Origin of the sequence: Rhodococcus sp. 05-2255-3B1 (assembly GCF_002258545.1) — a bacterium.
GTDB lineage: Bacteria > Actinomycetota > Actinomycetes > Mycobacteriales > Mycobacteriaceae > Rhodococcoides.
This window is the reverse complement of record NZ_NOZC01000031.1, coordinates 108,513-123,709: the sequence shown is the minus strand read 5'-3', so window position 1 is coordinate 123,709 and position 15,197 is coordinate 108,513. Positions and strand designations below refer to the sequence as shown.

Sequence of the window (15,197 nt, the reverse complement as noted above, 5' to 3'; positions counted from 1 at the left end):
GTCAGCGGTTCTGCTCGCCCCGCCACCGCAACTCGGCAACACCGAGTTCGGTGACCGGGGCGTCGCCGTAGATCCATTCGCGAGCGATTCCGTGCCAGTTGGCCGTCGCCTCGAGCTGCCCCAGAACGCCGAACGTCATGAAATCGGCTCGACGGGAGAACAGGTGCTCGGCAGGAAGGTTCTGCCGCTTCATTCCGGTGAATTGTCCACCGCGTGGGTCGATCGCGAGCATCAGCCCACTCGACGCCAACGACGGTGTCACCGTCATGACCCGATCGACGAGATTCCATTCCGACGCCGCGAAGACGTACTCCAGACATTCGTCCGCGGTGACGCCGGCGGTGGCGTCGACGATACCCCGGGCGATCATCGCGGCGAGCAGGTCCACGCCGCGTTCTTCCGACGCCATCCTCAGACAGTCGAGCTCGAACTCGACGTGCTCTCGTCGCATGCGGTTGAAGAGGCCGAAGTCGATGAACCCGACGCGACCGTCGTTGCCGAGCAACATGTTTCCCGGATGCGGGTCACCGCAGAATTCGTCGTACCGATACAGCGAACCGATGTAGAAGCGGTAGACGATCTCGCCGATGCGATCGCGTTCGGCGGCGGGTAGTGACCGAATTCGATCGAACGCGATGCCGTCGAAGAACTCGGTGACGAGAACTCGGCGGGTACACATGCCCTCGATCGCGTCGGGCACAGCGAGAAACGGGTGCTCGCGGAATCGATCGGCCAGGATCGATTGGGTGCGCGCCTCTTCCCGGTAGTCGAGTTCGCGTTCGAAATTCAGACGCAATTCCTCGACGAGCTCGGGTGCGGCCACCGCGGGAAGAGCGTTGCGCCAGAACCTCAGAAACAGTGCGAGGTTCTTCATGTCGGCGCGCACCGCGTCGTCGACTCCTGGGTACTGGACCTTGACGGCGACGACTCGGCCGTCGTGCAGGCGAGCGCGGTAGACCTGGCCGATCGAGGCGGCTGCTATCGGATCTCGGTCGAACTCGGCGAAGAGATCGGCGACGGAGTCGCCCAGATCCGTTTCGACGACGGCGCGCATCGCGTCGAAGTCGACTTCCGGGGCTCGGTCGCGAAGTGCGGCGAGCTTGTCCTGGAACCGTTGTCGATGATGCTCGGGGACGAGGGCGGGATCGAGTACCGAGAACATCTGGCCCAGCTTCATCGCTGCGCCCTTCATACTGCCGAGCACGGTCACCAGCTGATCGGCTGCCTGCATCGAGGCTTTCTCCGAGATCCGATCGCGCACCGCCTCGGACCGTCCGACCATCGACATGCGGGCTCCCGCGGTGCGGACCGCCTGGCCGGCCGCTGCGCGTCCCAGCGCGGCACCCCGTGCGGTACGCGAGGTGGGGATCGGGCGGTCGGCGGACACGTCTAGCGTTCGGTGTAGTCGCGTTCGACGCGCAGGGTCGCGAGAGTGGTTGCCAGCCCGTCGTATTGGGTGACCAGCAGGACGAATTCGATGAGCCTGCGCTCGTCGAACTGGGTGGCGAGTTCGTTCCAGGTCGCGTCGGAGAGGATCTTCGTGGCGATGAGTTCGTCGACCGCGGTCAGGATGGTCCGATACCGCGTCGACAGGCCTGGTGCGTCGGGTCCGGTCTTGATCAGCTCGAGCAGATCGCGGTCGATACCGGCCCGCTTGCCGAGCCGGATGTGATGGTCCATCTCGTAGGCGGATTCTCGTAGGTGCGCCACGCGCAGGATCACCATCTCGGTTTCCTTGCGGGAGATCTTGCCGCCCGGCATCAGGTGCCCGCTGTAGAACAGCCAGGCTCGGAACAGTCCGCCGGTGCGCCCGAGGGTGGTGAACAGATGAGGATTGGGCACCCCCGCACCTTTGGCGATCACCTTGCAGATGACCCAGTTGACGGGCCCGAGGGTTCTGGCGGTACCGGACGGAATGCGTGGAGTGGTCACAGCCACACCGTACCCACTGGACGGCCGGGCGTCACCGGGTCGACAAAGGATAGGCTAGCCTCTTTGTGATTCCAGACAATGCAGCCACGGAGGACCCTTGACCAAGTCTCACAACCGCATCATGACCCTCGCTCTGGCCGTCGCCCTCGGCGTGGCTGCGACGGCGTGTTCGTCCACCGAGGCCACCTCCGACGCCGACGGCGGCGCGACGCGCTCGGTCGAGACCGTCCGGGGAACGGTCGAGGTTCCCGAGAACCCGCTGCGCATCGTCACGCTCGAGCCGGTCGAACTCGACACCACCGTCGCCCTCGGCGTCGTACCCGTCGGGACCGCGGTGCTCAGCGAGGCGAGCGGCGTGCCGTCGTACCTCGGTACCGAAGCCGCGAACATCGCCACCGTCGGCACCGTTGCCGAACCGACCATCGAGGACATCGCGGCTCTGCAACCGGATCTCATCCTGGGCACGGAGACTCGGCACGCCGAGTACCACGACCAACTCGCCGCCATCGCGCCGACGGTGTTCATGGCCTCCCAATCCGATCCGTGGCGCGACAACGTCCGGTTCGTCGGACGCACTCTCGGCAAGGAGGACACTGCGGAGCAACTGCTCACCGCGTACGACGATCGGTGTGCCGAGATCGCCGAGAAACACGACACCGCTGGGAAAACGGCACAGTTGATCCGCCCCCGCGCGGGCGAACTGACCCTCTACGGGCCGACGTCGTTCGCCGGGAGCACGCTCGAGTGCGCCGGCTTCACCACCCCGCCGAGGCCGGAATGGGCCGACGAGATCTCGGTCGACCTCTCGCCCGAGCTGGCAGCTCAGGCGGCCGCGGATCTGATCGTCGTCACCGCCTCGGACCCGTCGGACCCCGCAGCGATACCGGAGTCGATCACCGCCAACGCGGCCGTACTGCCGAATCCACACGCGGTGGACCTGTCGTACTGGATCACCGGCGTCGGACCCAAGGGCGGACAGACCGTGCTCGACGACATCGATCGGATTCTCTCGGTGAATTGATCCGAGTCACATCCGGACCGCGCCCGCCAGCGCTGCAGCTTGCTCGGCCCGCTCGACCACCAGGTCGCGTGAGGAATCGATATGTGCCAGTAGCAGTTCCAGTGCCGAGTCCAAGGTTCCGGCGAGAACACGTTCGACGATGTCGATGTGTTGATCGATGGCCGAGACGACGGCTGCGGCGGTGAGTCCGCCGAGTATCCGAACCGGACGCACCTTGGCATTCACGGTGCACAGTGCCTCGGTCAGAGCAGGGTTGCCCGAGGCAGCCAACAAGGTGACGTGGAAGCTCTCGTCGAGCGAGACCAGATCGTCGGTGGTGTCGGGTGGGTCGGCCCGCAAACCGATCCAGGTGTCCAACAGGTGTGACAACGACGACCGATCGACCGGGTGCGACATCGATCGGGTGATGCCCCGGGCTTCGAGAGTCGAGCGGAGCTCGTAGAGATCGGGGAGATCGCCGATCCGGGGGCGATAGGCGTGCAGGCCGGCTTCGTCGCGGGTGACGAGTCCGTCGGCCTGCAGCCGCGCCAGCGCCTCGCGCACCGGTGTGCGTGAGACACCGTACAGCTCGGCGAGACGCTCCTCGCCGAGCCGTTCGGTGGAGCTGATGGCGCCGGAGATCAGATCCCGGCGCAGTGACGAATAGACCTTCTCGCGAAGGTCCTTGCGCGGCACGATGGGTCCGGTCAGATCGCCATGGCTGCGCGGACGTCCGCTTCGGACTCGCTCCCGCCCACGCCGGTGGACGTGATGCGGCCGGCCTCGAGGATGTAGTAGTTCTGCGCCGACTCGAGGGCGAAGCCGATGTGCTGCTCCACCAGCAACACTCCCAATCCTCCGCGTCGAGTGAGTTCGATGACGGTTCGTTCGATCTCGGCGACGACCGACGGCTGGATGCCCTCGGTCGGCTCGTCCAGAATCAACATCCGCGGTTCGGTGATCAGTGCTCGTGCGATCGCGAGCTGTTGGCGCTGACCACCCGAGAGCAATCCCGCTCTGCGACCGAGCAACTCCTTCAACGCCGGAAACAGATCGAGTGCCTCGTCGACGAGTGCCTTGCCACGCTTGCGACCGTCGGCGACGACCTGCAGATTCTCGGCCGTCGTCAACTGGCCGAACGACTGCTGACCCTGCGGCACATACGCGAGTCCGCGGGCGACGCGGGCGCTGGGACGCAACGCGCTCACGTCCTCGCCGTCGAACATGACCTTGCCGGAGTTGACCTTGAGCAACCCCACCGCAGCCCGCAGCAGAGTGGTCTTGCCCGCGCCGTTGTGTCCCATGACCGCGGCGACACCGTCGGCCGGAACCGTCAGCGACGCACCGTGAATCACTTCGCTGCGTCCGTAGCCGGTACGCACATCGACCAGTTCAAGCATGGTCGGCTCCTTCCTCTGCGATCTGGTCGAGTTCCTCGCCCGCCGCTGCGGTGCCGAGATAGACCTCTTGGACTTTCGGATCTGCCTGTACCTCGGCCACCGTGCCCTCGGCCAGAACACGTCCGGCAGCCAACACTGTGACCGAGGTGGCGAACATACGCATGAAGTCCATGTCGTGCTCGACGACGACGACGGTCCGCTCACCACCGATGCGCTGCAGCAGTTGGCCGGTTTCCTCGCGCTCCTCGTGGCTCATGCCTGCGACCGGCTCGTCGAGCAGGAGCACGTCTGCGTTCTGCACCAACAGCATTCCGATCTCAAGCCACTGCTTCTGCCCGTGCGCGAGAATTCCCGCTGGCTTGTCGCGCTCGGCCGTCAGGCCGGTGGTCTCGAGGGCCTCCTCGATCTGGGGGAGTACCGATCCTCGACGACGCAGCATCGTCAGCACGGACCGACCGGAACCCGCGGCGATATCCAGGTTCTGCAATACCGTCAGATTCTCGAAGATGCTGGCGGTCTGGAAGGTTCGGCCGATGCCGAGGCGGGCGATCTGATGCACCTTCTTGCCGAGCAGTTCGACCCCGGACTTGGTGACCGAGCCGGTGGCCGGGACGAGGCCGGTGATGGCATCGATCAGGGTGGTCTTGCCTGCACCGTTGGGCCCGATGAGGAAGCGCAGATCGCCCTGCATCAGCGTCAGATCGACGTTGGTGTTGGCTTTGAAACCGTCGAAACTGACTGTCAGATCTCGTACTTCGAGATACTGACTCGACATGCCGGCGTTGCCGCCGAACGTGGGTTGCGGACCTTCGACATGAATCATCGCGTCAGTTCCTTCTCTGGCTCTTCGCTCGGTTCGGGAACCGTTTCGGATTCCTGCTTTCGTTTGCGCAGCGCGAACAGTCCCGCGATACCGGCGGGGAAGAACCCGACGACCACCACGAACAGCAGACCCTGCGCGTACGTCCAGCCGGACGGGAACTGCTCGGACAGTGTGGTCTGAGCCCAGGCGACGCCGAGCGCGCCGAGGACCGGGCCGAGCAGGGTGGTGCGACCGCCGATCGCCACACCGATGAGGAACGCGATGGACGGGACGATGCCGACGTCGTTGGGGGAGATGATGCCGACGATCGGAACGAACAGTGCGCCTGCGAGACCCGCGAAGAACGCCGCGGCCACATAGGCCACGATCTTGACGTTGGCGGGGTCGTATCCGAGGAACCGCACGCGCTCCTCCTGATCCCGCACCGCGACCAGTAGTTCGCCGTAGCGCGAGTACATGAGCTGGCGGGTGATGGCGACGACCACGAGCAGCACGCCTGCGGCGATGAAGAACAGCATCTGCTTGTTCGCGGGGTCGTTGAGATTGAACCCGAAGAACGTGCGGAACCTGTTGAGGCCGTTGGAGCCGCCCGTGGTCTGCTGACCGATGAGCAAGATCGCGAACGCGGCGGCGAGTGCCTGGCTGAGGATCGCGAAGTACGCGCCCTTGACCCGACGCTTGAACACGCCGAGACCGAGTACCAGTGCCACCAGGGCCGGCAGGAACAGGATGCCCAGGATCGTGGTGATCGGTGAGGTGAACGGCACCCAGTACGACGGCAGTTCACGGATGCCTGCAATCGACATGAAGTCCGGTACGTCGTCGCCGCGGAGATCGGCGTCCGAGATCTTCAGATGCATGGCCATGATGTAGGCCCCGATGCCGAAGAAGACGCCCTGACCGAGAGTGAGCATTCCGCCTCGGCCCCAGGCCAATCCGATACCGACGGCCACGATCGCGTAACAGATGAACTTGCCCAGCAGGTTCAGCCGGAAGTCGCTGAGAACGGCCGGAGCGACGGCGAACAGCAGGATCGCGGCGAGCGCGAATCCCAGTAGGGCACCGCGCTTGGCGATGAACTCGCTCATACCAGGCTCCTTGTCTTGACGGCGAACAAGCCTTGCGGGCGGGCCTGCAGGAAGATCACGATGAGCACGAACACGATGACCTTGGCGATCGAGGCCGTGGTGCTGTACTCGATGAACGAGTTGAGAATCCCGAGGGCGAAGGCCGCGATGACCGCACCCTTGATCTGGCCGAGTCCGCCGACCACTACCACCAGGAAGGCGTCGATCAGATAGCTCTGTCCCACAGTGGAACTGGTGGAACCGATCAGGGTGAGCGCGACGCCCGCGACACCGGCGAGACCAGAACCGAGGAAGAACGTCGAGATATCCGTCCTACGGCTCGAGATACCCGAGGTCTCCGCGAGATCACGGTTCTGCACCACCGCACGGATGCGTCGACCCATTGCGGTCTTCTTCAGTGCCACCGACAGTGCGAGAACGGCGACGATCGCGAGCACGAGGATGAAGATTCTGGTCTTGGGAACCACGGCACCGAAAATGTCGACGCCGCCGCTGAGCCATCCCGGGGAGACGACGTTGACCGCGGGTGCTCCGAAGATGTCGCGAGCGAGCTGCTGCAGGATGAGCCCGACGCCGAACGTGACGAGCAGGGTGTCGAGTGGTCGGTGGTACATGCGCTGAATCAGCGTGACCTCCAACAACACTCCCATCGCACCGCCGACGAGGAAGCCGACGATCAGAGAGATGAACAGTGATGCGCCGCCGGTGGAGACGATCTGCTGCACCACGTAGGCCGTGTACGAACCGGCCATGATGAACTCGCCGTGCGCCATGTTGATGACGCCCATCTGACCGAATGTCAGTGACAGCCCGAGGGCGGCGAGGAGAAGAATGGATCCGATCGACAGGCCGGTGAACAACTGTCCGATCACGACGTCCATAGGGGAGCTCCTTCGGAGCATGTGAGTGGAACTTCGTAGCAGGCTACGAAGTTCCACTCACATGGGTGGTGGTCAGTTGAGGTCGGCGGCCCAGTCGTAGGTCTCCAGGAACGGGTCGGGTGCGATCGCTTCGGGGGATTCCCACACCGTGTAGATCAGTCCGTCGGGGCGGATCTCACCGATGCGGGCGGTCTTGGAGATGTGGTGGTTGTCCCCGTCGATGACGACCTCGCCCTCGGGAGCGGCGAAGCTGACGCCGTCGGCCGCAGCCTGAATGTCGGCCACGGCAAAGGAATCGGCCTTCTCGACGGTGTTCTTCCACAGGTAGACCGAGGTGTACGCGGCTTCCATGGGGTCCGAGGTCGGCTTGTCGGCACCGTACTTCGCCTTGTAGTCGGCGACGAACTTGGTGTTCTCGGGGCTGTCGACCGTCTGGTAGTAGTTCCAGGCGGTCAGCTGGCCCTCGATGTTGGCCGCACCGATGCCGGCGACCTCCTCCTCGGCGATGGAGACCGAGATGACCGGCATGTCAGCAGCTTTGAGGCCGGCGTTGGTGTACTCGCGGAAGAACGCGACGTTGGAATCACCGTTGAGAGTGTTGAACACCGCGTCCGCGTCGGCCGAGCGAACCTTGTTGACGATGGTGGAGAAATCCGTCGAACCGAGCGGGGTGTAGTCCTCGCCCTTGATCTCGATACCGTTGGCGGCTGCGTAGGCCTTGATCTCGCGGTTGGCGGTCTGCGGGAACACGTAGTCGCTGCCCACCAGGTAGAGGGACTTGACGCCCTTCTCCTTCAGGTAGTCCAGCGCCGGGATGATCTGCTGGTTGGTAGTGGCTCCGGTGTAGAAGATGTTCTTCGACGCCTCGAGGCCCTCGTACTGCACGGGGTAGTAGAGGAGAGCGTCGTTGTCCTCGAACACGGGCAGCATGGCCTTGCGGCTCGACGAGGTCCAGCCGCCGAATACCGCTGCGACACAGTCGCTGCTGATCAGCTTCTCGGCCTTCTCGGCGAACACGGTCGGCTCGGATGCGCCGTCCTCGGCGACGATCTCGATCTGCTTGCCGTTGACTCCGCCCGCCGCGTTGATCTGTTCGACGGCCAGTGCGATCGAATCGCGAACAGTCACTTCGCTGATCGCCATGGTGCCGGACAGGGAGTTGAGCGAGCCGACCTTGATGGTGTCACCGGAGGTGTCGACACACGAGGTGGCAGAACCGCCGCCGCCGTCGGCAGAGGTGGTGTCGCTGGCCTTGCTTCCGCATGCGGTGGCGACCAGGCTCAATGCAGCCAGCGCTGCGGGAACGACCATGACGCGCTTGACGGACATGCGCTTCGAGACAGCAGGCATCTACGGCCCTTTCGGAAGTTTTGTATACGGAGTTGTATTCGCGATTGCGAACAGTAAAGGCCGCGTATTGCGTTGGTATTTTCTGCGGTGACGAGTCTGTTTCCCGCGTTACGCAGACGTAAATGCCTTCAAATGACAAGCAGGCTTGACAAAAAATGACAAGCAGAGTTGACTTTCACGTATGTCCGGAACGAACAACGTTCGCGCACATCGCAAACAGGCACGCATCACCCAAGCCGAACTCGGCAGCATCTGCGGCGTGAGCCGTCAGAGCATCGTCTCCGTCGAAGGCGGCGACTATGCGCCGAGCGTCTACCTGGCGCTGCGATTGGCCCGCGCACTCGATACGACAGTGGAGACACTGTTCGGAGACGAAGGAGAGGAAGAATCATGAGCGCATTCGTCAGAGCCGCTCGATTCGTCGGCGACCTCGATGACGAGTTCTACACCGACGAACTCCAACGCGACGCCTGGAACGAAGCCTCGGCCGTCGGATTCCAATCGCTGCTGTGGATCGGACTTATCGCCGCGGCGATCCTGCCCTACGCGGCGGGAGTCACCGGGGCGTGGATTGCGATCGGGATCATCGTCGCGCTCCTCACTGTCGCCTTCGTGGTCATCGGGTATGCCCGGGCTCGGGGGGTCGACATGTACACGGTGCAGAAGCTTCGGCGGCCGCGGATGGCGATCGTCGGCGTTCTGTATCTCTTGGGCTTCGGTGGTGTGCTGGTGCGATTGCTCGTTCAGGGCGGTGACGTCGGTGTGTCGACCTGGATCGGCGTGGCCGCCGGAGCGGCTCTGGGAGCAACGGCCGCTGCGCTCGGTGTCAAAGGGCACCAGCGTCGGAAGCACAACGCCGAGCTCGCCGCCGAGAAGGCCGAACTGCTCGGCTTCGAGGAAACGGACAGACCTCACTAGCCGGACGGCGCGTACGCGGATTACAGGGTGCAAAGATACGTAAAGATATCGGTTCGATCAGTCCGCTCGCAGATCCGCGGTCCGGGGGGTATGTTCTGACCGGTGACATCGAGATTCCCTGGATGTGCGCGGCTGTGGGTGGGCTGGTCGGAGGCGGGTTCGTAACGCGGACGGTTCGGCCCTCGATGTAAAGAGAGGCTCGGGGCGAGGCCGATGACGGCGTGTGAAACCAATCCGTCTTCAACCGCGCCACGAACTACCGTTGAGACCACGTCGGGCGTTCACCTCAGGGTGGAGTACACAAACAGGGAAGTCGAGGCCGTGCGCAGAGACAAGAGTTACCTCAGACTCGTCGGATCGAGCACGCCGGAGCCCACCATCGAGGTTGTCGGCGGACCGAAGGCCATCACCGTTCACGTCGAGAACGTTCTGCCGGGTCAGATGTGCGAAGTTCTTCACAACGGGATGCTGTCGCTGAGTCAGCGCGTGATCGTGGGCGAGAACGCCACCGGCATCACCATCACCACGTTCAACCTCAAGCAGGGTGAATACAACGTCTCCCTGCGTCTCGACGGACGCCTGGATTGCGTGACCGAAGCGCACACCGTCACCGTCGGCGAGCAGCTCGAGGTTCGTCGCAGCTCGTAGGACCCGACTGTCAGCCGAGATTCCTCGCCGAAGGCTGGTGCTGGGTGATGCAGTGGATCCCACCGCCTCGCTCGAACAGTGGCCTCGCGTCCACGGTCACCACGTCCCGGCCCGGGTACGCCTCGCGCAGGATCGCTGCCGCGTCGGCGTCGGACGGGTCGTCGTAACTGCAGGCGATCACGCCGCCGTTGACCACCAGATGATTGATGTAGCTGTAGTCGACGAAGCCGTCGGCATCTCGCAGCGTCCGCGGAGCAGGCACCTCCACGATGTTCCAATCCTCACCCGAGCCGTCGTGGGTGGCACGCAAAGCGTCGACGATCAGTGAACTGACCTCGTAGTCGGGGTGAGCCCTGTCGTGTTGCCGATGCACCAGCACCGTTCCCGGCGACGGGACGGCCGCGACGATGTCGACATGCCCGCGAGTACCGAAACGCATGGAATCGCGCGTCAGTCCGCGCGGCAGCCAGATGACGTGCCGCGCTCCGATGGTTCGTGCGAGTTCCGCTTCGACGTCGGCTTTCGAAAGTCCGGGGTTGCGGCCCGGATCGAGTTGCACGGTTTCGGTCACCAGCACCGTGCCAACGCCGTCGACCGCGATGCCGCCGCCCTCGTTGACCATCGGCGACGTGATTCGCTGTACTGCAGCCTGATTCGCCACGAACTCGCCGATACGGCTGTCCTTGTCCCACTGCGCCCAGTCCTGTGCACCCCAGCCGTTGAAGACCCAGTCGACGGCGGCCACCGAACCGTCCTGTGCATGAACGAATGTCGGACCGATATCGCGCATCCAGGCGTCGTTCAACGGTGCTTCGACGATGTCGATATCACGCGAGAGGTACGTCGATGCGACAGCGCGTTCGGCCGGATCGACGACGACGGTCACCGGCTCGAATTCGGCAACAGCGTGGGCGACGGCAGCCCATGTGGAGCGGGCCTCGTGCTTGGCCTCCGGATCGTGGCCGAGTGAGTATCCCTCGCAGGGGAACGCCATCCACACCTTGTCCTGCGGCGCGGTCTCCGACGGCATCGTGAACGTCGTTGCGGCGGTGTTCATTTGATCACCGGCGTCGCGGCGTGTCCGTCACCGTACGGTGCGTCGGCGTTCACCGGCTCGGTGAGGCGGCCGTACGTGTCGGGTCTGCGTGTCAGTAGGAACGGGAAGAGCTCCAACCATTCTCGACGCTGATCGAGGTCGAGATCCGCGACGAGGACGGCCGATTCGTCGCGGGGTGCCTGAACCAGGATGCGGCCGTAGGGATCGGAGATGAACGACGAACCGTAGAAGGTGATCTCGCCTTCGTTGCCGCAGCGGTTGGGTACCACCATGAACAGGCCGTTCGAGATGCCGTGGCCGACGATGACGTGTTGCCACAGCGGTTGGGTGTCGAAGGCCGGGAACGAGGGCTCGGACCCGATGGCCGTCGGATACGCGAGAATTTCCGCGCCGCCGAGTGCGTAACTGCGCGCGACCTCGGGGAACCACTCGTCCCAGCAGGTGGGCAGGCCCACTCTGGCACCGCCGAGTTCCGCCGGGGAGTACACGGGATACGGGTCCTCGGCCGGACCGGCCCGGAAGTAGGTGTCCTCGTAGTACCCGGCCGAGATGGGAATGTGCAGCTTTCTGGTTCGCGCCAGCAGTTCGCCCGTCGGGGAGACCATGATGGCGGAATTGAAGCCCAATCCGTCCGCTGCTTCGGACTTCTCGTACAGCGAAGCATGGACCACGATGCCGTTCGCGGCGGCGGCCTCGGCAGCGAGTGTGAACGTGGGCCCGGTCAGCAGATCCTCGGCTTCTTTGCCCGGGTCGGCTCCGGCGCGGGTGTCGGCAGGGTAGCGCAGCAGGGTGATCTCGGGCAGGAAGACGACCTTCGCCCCGAGGTTCGCGGCGGCGGAGATGGCCTCGAGCAATTCGGCTTTGAACTCCGCGGCATCGGGGTTCCAGCGATGCTGCACCAACCCGACGCGGAGCGGTGCCCGATCGGTCGGGGTGGTGCGGGTCAGGGCCTCGGGCGCGGTGAGTGCGGTGATCGTCAGCATGGGACCTCCGATAAAACGAATGTGATTCGTTAAGTATTCTCGACTGCGATCGGAACCGCAAGAGGAAGAAGGGTGCGCACCGTGGGGAGACCGTCCGTGTCACTGTTGGACACCGAACGAATCACCACTGCAGCCCTCGCGCTGGTGGCCGATACCGGTGGCTTCACCATCCCGCTCCTCGCCAAGAAACTCGGCGTCAGCCCGTCGTCGCTGTACAACCATGTGTCGGGACGCGAAGAGATAGTCGAGTTGTTGCGCGAACGCGCGATGTCCGAGGTCGCGCTACCGGGACACGGGCTCGATTGGCGTGAGACCGTCGCGCAGATCGCCCGCGCGTACCGCGACAGCTACGCCCGCTATCCACGTCTCATTCCGTTGCTCACCGAGCATGCCGTCAACAGTGCTCACGCCTTCGGCATGTACAACGCGCTGGCAGATGCCCTCACAGCGGCGGAATTCGGACCCGCCGACGTGCTGAACATCATCACTGTTCTCGACAGCTTCGTCCTCGGCTCGGCACTCGACCTGGCGGCACCGGAGGCCCCGTGGCGACCGAGTGTCGAAGTCGGTCACGCACTGCGCGCAGCCCTCGACACCGCGTCCTCCAAGTCCTCCCGCTCCGACGAGGCCTTCGAGTACGGACTCCGCGCGCTGCTGGCCGGATTCGATCCGGCGCCCGCGAACATGCTCGACGGCTGATCGCCGGAAGCGACATCGTGGACCCGGGCATCGGTGAAGTCCGGGTGGGTCGTCAGTCCTCGACGATCAGTGACGGAGTGTCGCGCCGGAGAATGTTGCCCTTGAAGAACTCCGGCTTGCGCAGTGCCACCACTGCCATGACGACGATGCCGAGAACGATGATGCCGACGCCGATGAGGAACACCATGCCGATGCCGAACAGTGATGAGCCGCTGCCGAATTCGGGGTCCCAGGCGTCGACCGAGGTCTGCACGAACACCACGGCCATCCCGACGCCACCGAGTAGCGGGGCCAGGAACTTGAAGAAGAAGTTGCGGGTGCTGGTGAACAGCTCCTCGCGGAAGTACCAGACACAGGCGAATGCCGTGATGCCGTAGTAGAAGCAGATCATCAGTCCCAGAGCGGCAATGGTGTCGGTGAGAACGTTGTCGCTCACCACCCGCATCACGGCGTAGAAGCCGGCGGACGCCCCGCCTGCCACGAGCGTCGCGAAGCCCGGAGTGCTGAATCGCGGTGTGATGGAGGCGAACCGCTTCGGTAGGGCCTGGTAGTGACCCATCGCGAGCAGAGTACGCGCCGGTGAGATGAAGGTGGCCTGCAGTGAACTGGCGGAGCTGCTCAACACGGCCAGGGACAGCAGGATCGCGAAGGGGCCCATCACCGGCCCGGCGAGGGCGGCGAACACGTTGTCGGTGGTGTCGGGATTCTGCAGTCCGTTTCCGGTGTCACCGGTGCCTGCGAAGAGCAGGGTTGCCACTGCGGTGAGCAAATACAGCACGATGATGAAGAACACCGTGACCAGCGCTGCACGCCCGGGAATCTTTGCGCTGCCCGAGGTTTCCTCGTTGACCGTCAGGCAGACGTCCCAACCCCAGTACATGAATATCGACAGCGACAGTCCGGCCGTGAACGCCGAGAAGCTCGGGATCCCGAACGGGTCGAACCAGTCCAGGCTGAACGAGATGTCCTGCGCCCCGTCGCCTGCCCCCACCTTGACGAAAGCGGCGATGATGAACCACGCCATCACCAGCAACTGGAACCCGAGCATCGTGTACTGGACACGCTTGGTCTCCTGCATGCCGCGGTAGCAGAGCCACGCCGCCAACGCCATGAACACCAGGCACGTGACGATGTTGACGAGCTTGTTGCCGGTCAGGTCGGCCAAGGAGTCGTTGCTGGTGACCTGGGCGAGGAAGAGGTAGAAGAAGTCGACGGCCACTCCGGCGAGGTTCGAGAGCACGATGATGGTGGCCGCGATCAGGCCCCAGCCGCCCATCCATCCGACGTACGGACCGAACGCCTTCGACGCCCACGTGAACGACGTGCCGCTGTCGGGCTCGGCAGCATTGAGCTCTCGATAACCCAACGCCACCAGCAACATCGGGATGAAGCCGACGATGAAGATCGCGGGCAGATGTACTCCGACCTCGGTGACCGTCGGCCCGAGCGACGCAGTGAGTGCGTACGCGGGTGCGATGGTCGAGATGCCCAGCACCACACTGGCGAGCAACCCGAGCTGGCCGGCGGACAGGCCCTTGGACTCGACGTCGACTACCTTGTGGTCATTCATCGTCGGCCTCTCTCGGAATAACGATCATCGGAACGGGAACGACCCGAAGCATCTTGGCGGCAACCGATCCCAGGAAGAGGCGGTGAGGCTGGGCGAGTCGAGACGACCCCACCATCAACACGTCGCCGTCGTGCCAGTCGAGCGAAGAAGCGGCCTTCTCGATGCCGGAGCCCTCCGCCACCGTCAACTGCACGTCCGATCCTGCGGGCAGTTCCGCTTGCACGGTCCGCAGCACCTCCTCGGCCTTGGCGAGACCGTCCGGACCCCGTGCCGATTGCTCTTCTGCGGACACGAGGGAGAGCAGCCGCAGCGGCAACTTGGCGGTGACGGACAGGTCGGTGGCTGCCCGCACGAGTTCGGCTGCCCCCGGCCGATTTCCGATGGCACAGGTGATCTCCCGGATGCGCTGCGGCGGCGAGTGCCGATACCCCCGCGGAGCCAGCGCGAGCGGCACATGCGACACATGCAGAAGATCGCTGGTGACGGTGCCGATCGAATGGCGTCCGAGCAGACCGTCACCGGCCGCGCCGACGACGATCATGTAGGCGTCACACTCGTCCACACAGTCGAGCAGGCCCTGTGCGAAGGACTCGTCGAACAACAGGTGCGCGCGTGCCTGTACGTCCTCGGGTACCAGGGTCAGTGCCTCGTCGAGCCAGCCGGTGGCCCGATCGATCAGGATGTCGTCATATCCGGCCTCGACCGGTGCCTTGGACGGCACCGGCCGCTCCTGCGGCAGCACCAGACAGATGTCCAGTGATGCCTGCAGCGAACGCGCGAGCGTTGCCCCCAGGGCGATTCCGTCCGCGCCACTCGGTGTTGCCTGGTACCCCACGATCAGACGCATG

17 protein-coding genes are annotated in these 15,197 nt (G+C 64.3%); 5 read left to right on the top strand and 12 right to left on the bottom strand.

Features of this window, described 5'->3' with window-relative positions:
• Position 1: 1 nt before the first annotated feature.
• Both CH249_RS17940 and CH249_RS17935 read right to left on the bottom strand, forming a co-directional pair.
• Positions 2-1,387, bottom strand: coding sequence for an AarF/ABC1/UbiB kinase family protein (locus tag CH249_RS17940; protein ID WP_094681936.1), 1,386 nt, complete (start codon positions 1,385-1,387; stop codon positions 2-4).
• Between the two features lie 2 nt (positions 1,388-1,389).
• Positions 1,390-1,938: a carboxymuconolactone decarboxylase family protein gene (locus CH249_RS17935; RefSeq protein ID WP_094629771.1), complete on the bottom strand. Its 549-nt coding sequence runs from the start codon at positions 1,936-1,938 to the stop codon at positions 1,390-1,392.
• Between the two features lie 115 nt (positions 1,939-2,053).
• Between CH249_RS17935 and CH249_RS17930 the strand changes: the two genes are divergently transcribed.
• Positions 2,054-2,953 (top strand): iron-siderophore ABC transporter substrate-binding protein, encoded by a 900-nt coding sequence (locus tag CH249_RS17930; protein WP_179273081.1) that lies wholly within the window; start codon positions 2,054-2,056, stop codon positions 2,951-2,953.
• A 6-nt stretch (positions 2,954-2,959) separates the two neighbouring features.
• Here the strand turns inward: CH249_RS17930 and CH249_RS17925 are convergent, their stop codons facing one another.
• The 6 genes from CH249_RS17925 to urtA all read right to left on the bottom strand — a co-directional run bounded on the left by CH249_RS17925 (position 2,960) and on the right by urtA (position 8,474).
• Complete coding sequence (locus CH249_RS17925; RefSeq protein ID WP_094681934.1) at positions 2,960-3,628, bottom strand: GntR family transcriptional regulator; 669 nt, start codon at positions 3,626-3,628, stop codon at positions 2,960-2,962.
• A gap of 11 nt (positions 3,629-3,639) precedes the next feature.
• Positions 3,640-4,332 (bottom strand): urea ABC transporter ATP-binding subunit UrtE, encoded by a 693-nt coding sequence (gene urtE, locus CH249_RS17920; RefSeq protein WP_032393821.1) that lies wholly within the window; start codon positions 4,330-4,332, stop codon positions 3,640-3,642.
• Entirely contained in the window at positions 4,325-5,155 is an 831-nt protein-coding gene (urtD, locus tag CH249_RS17915; RefSeq protein ID WP_032393822.1) for an urea ABC transporter ATP-binding protein UrtD, read from the bottom strand. The genes urtE and urtD overlap by 8 nt, the downstream gene beginning before the upstream one ends.
• On the bottom strand, positions 5,152-6,243 hold the full coding sequence (gene urtC, locus CH249_RS17910; RefSeq protein ID WP_094681933.1) for an urea ABC transporter permease subunit UrtC: 1,092 nt from the start codon (positions 6,241-6,243) through the stop codon (positions 5,152-5,154). Before urtC ends, urtD begins: the two co-directional genes overlap by 4 nt.
• A complete protein-coding gene (gene urtB, locus CH249_RS17905) occupies positions 6,240-7,124 on the bottom strand; it encodes an urea ABC transporter permease subunit UrtB (protein ID WP_032393824.1) in 885 nt (294 codons plus the stop codon). The genes urtC and urtB overlap by 4 nt, the downstream gene beginning before the upstream one ends.
• Before the next feature lie 72 nt (positions 7,125-7,196).
• Positions 7,197-8,474, bottom strand: a complete 1,278-nt coding sequence (urtA, locus tag CH249_RS17900) for an urea ABC transporter substrate-binding protein (protein WP_094646831.1) — start codon at positions 8,472-8,474, stop codon at positions 7,197-7,199.
• Positions 8,475-8,655: 181 nt separating this feature from the next.
• Between urtA and CH249_RS17895 the strand changes: the two genes are divergently transcribed.
• The 3 genes from CH249_RS17895 (at position 8,656) to CH249_RS17885 (ending at position 10,040) form a co-directional block, all read left to right on the top strand.
• Positions 8,656-8,868 carry a helix-turn-helix transcriptional regulator gene (locus CH249_RS17895; protein WP_032393826.1) on the top strand — a complete coding sequence of 71 codons (213 nt, stop codon included), beginning with the start codon at positions 8,656-8,658 and terminating at the stop codon, positions 8,866-8,868.
• The gene (locus tag CH249_RS17890) at positions 8,865-9,392 is read left to right on the top strand and encodes a hypothetical protein (RefSeq protein WP_045198837.1); all 528 of its coding nucleotides are present in this window, start codon (positions 8,865-8,867) and stop codon (positions 9,390-9,392) included. Before CH249_RS17895 ends, CH249_RS17890 begins: the two co-directional genes overlap by 4 nt.
• Positions 9,393-9,713: 321 nt before the next feature.
• Complete coding sequence (locus CH249_RS17885) at positions 9,714-10,040, top strand: hypothetical protein (RefSeq protein ID WP_045200962.1); 327 nt, start codon at positions 9,714-9,716, stop codon at positions 10,038-10,040.
• Positions 10,041-10,050: 10 nt separating this feature from the next.
• Here the strand turns inward: CH249_RS17885 and CH249_RS17880 are convergent, their stop codons facing one another.
• Both CH249_RS17880 and CH249_RS17875 read right to left on the bottom strand, forming a co-directional pair.
• On the bottom strand, positions 10,051-11,097 hold the full coding sequence (locus tag CH249_RS17880; protein WP_179273078.1) for an agmatine/peptidylarginine deiminase: 1,047 nt from the start codon (positions 11,095-11,097) through the stop codon (positions 10,051-10,053).
• Positions 11,094-12,080 (bottom strand): nitrilase-related carbon-nitrogen hydrolase, encoded by a 987-nt coding sequence (locus tag CH249_RS17875; RefSeq protein WP_094681932.1) that lies wholly within the window; start codon positions 12,078-12,080, stop codon positions 11,094-11,096. Before CH249_RS17875 ends, CH249_RS17880 begins: the two co-directional genes overlap by 4 nt.
• Positions 12,081-12,161: 81 nt before the next feature.
• Between CH249_RS17875 and CH249_RS17870 the strand changes: the two genes are divergently transcribed.
• Positions 12,162-12,779, top strand: a complete 618-nt coding sequence (locus tag CH249_RS17870) for a TetR/AcrR family transcriptional regulator (RefSeq protein ID WP_045200964.1) — start codon at positions 12,162-12,164, stop codon at positions 12,777-12,779.
• Positions 12,780-12,831: 52 nt separating this feature from the next.
• Here the strand turns inward: CH249_RS17870 and CH249_RS17865 are convergent, their stop codons facing one another.
• Positions 12,832-14,349 carry an APC family permease gene (locus tag CH249_RS17865; RefSeq protein ID WP_094681931.1) on the bottom strand — a complete coding sequence of 506 codons (1,518 nt, stop codon included), beginning with the start codon at positions 14,347-14,349 and terminating at the stop codon, positions 12,832-12,834.
• Positions 14,342-15,196: a universal stress protein gene (locus tag CH249_RS17860; RefSeq protein WP_094681930.1), complete on the bottom strand. Its 855-nt coding sequence runs from the start codon at positions 15,194-15,196 to the stop codon at positions 14,342-14,344. Before CH249_RS17860 ends, CH249_RS17865 begins: the two co-directional genes overlap by 8 nt.
• Position 15,197 lies beyond the last annotated feature (1 nt).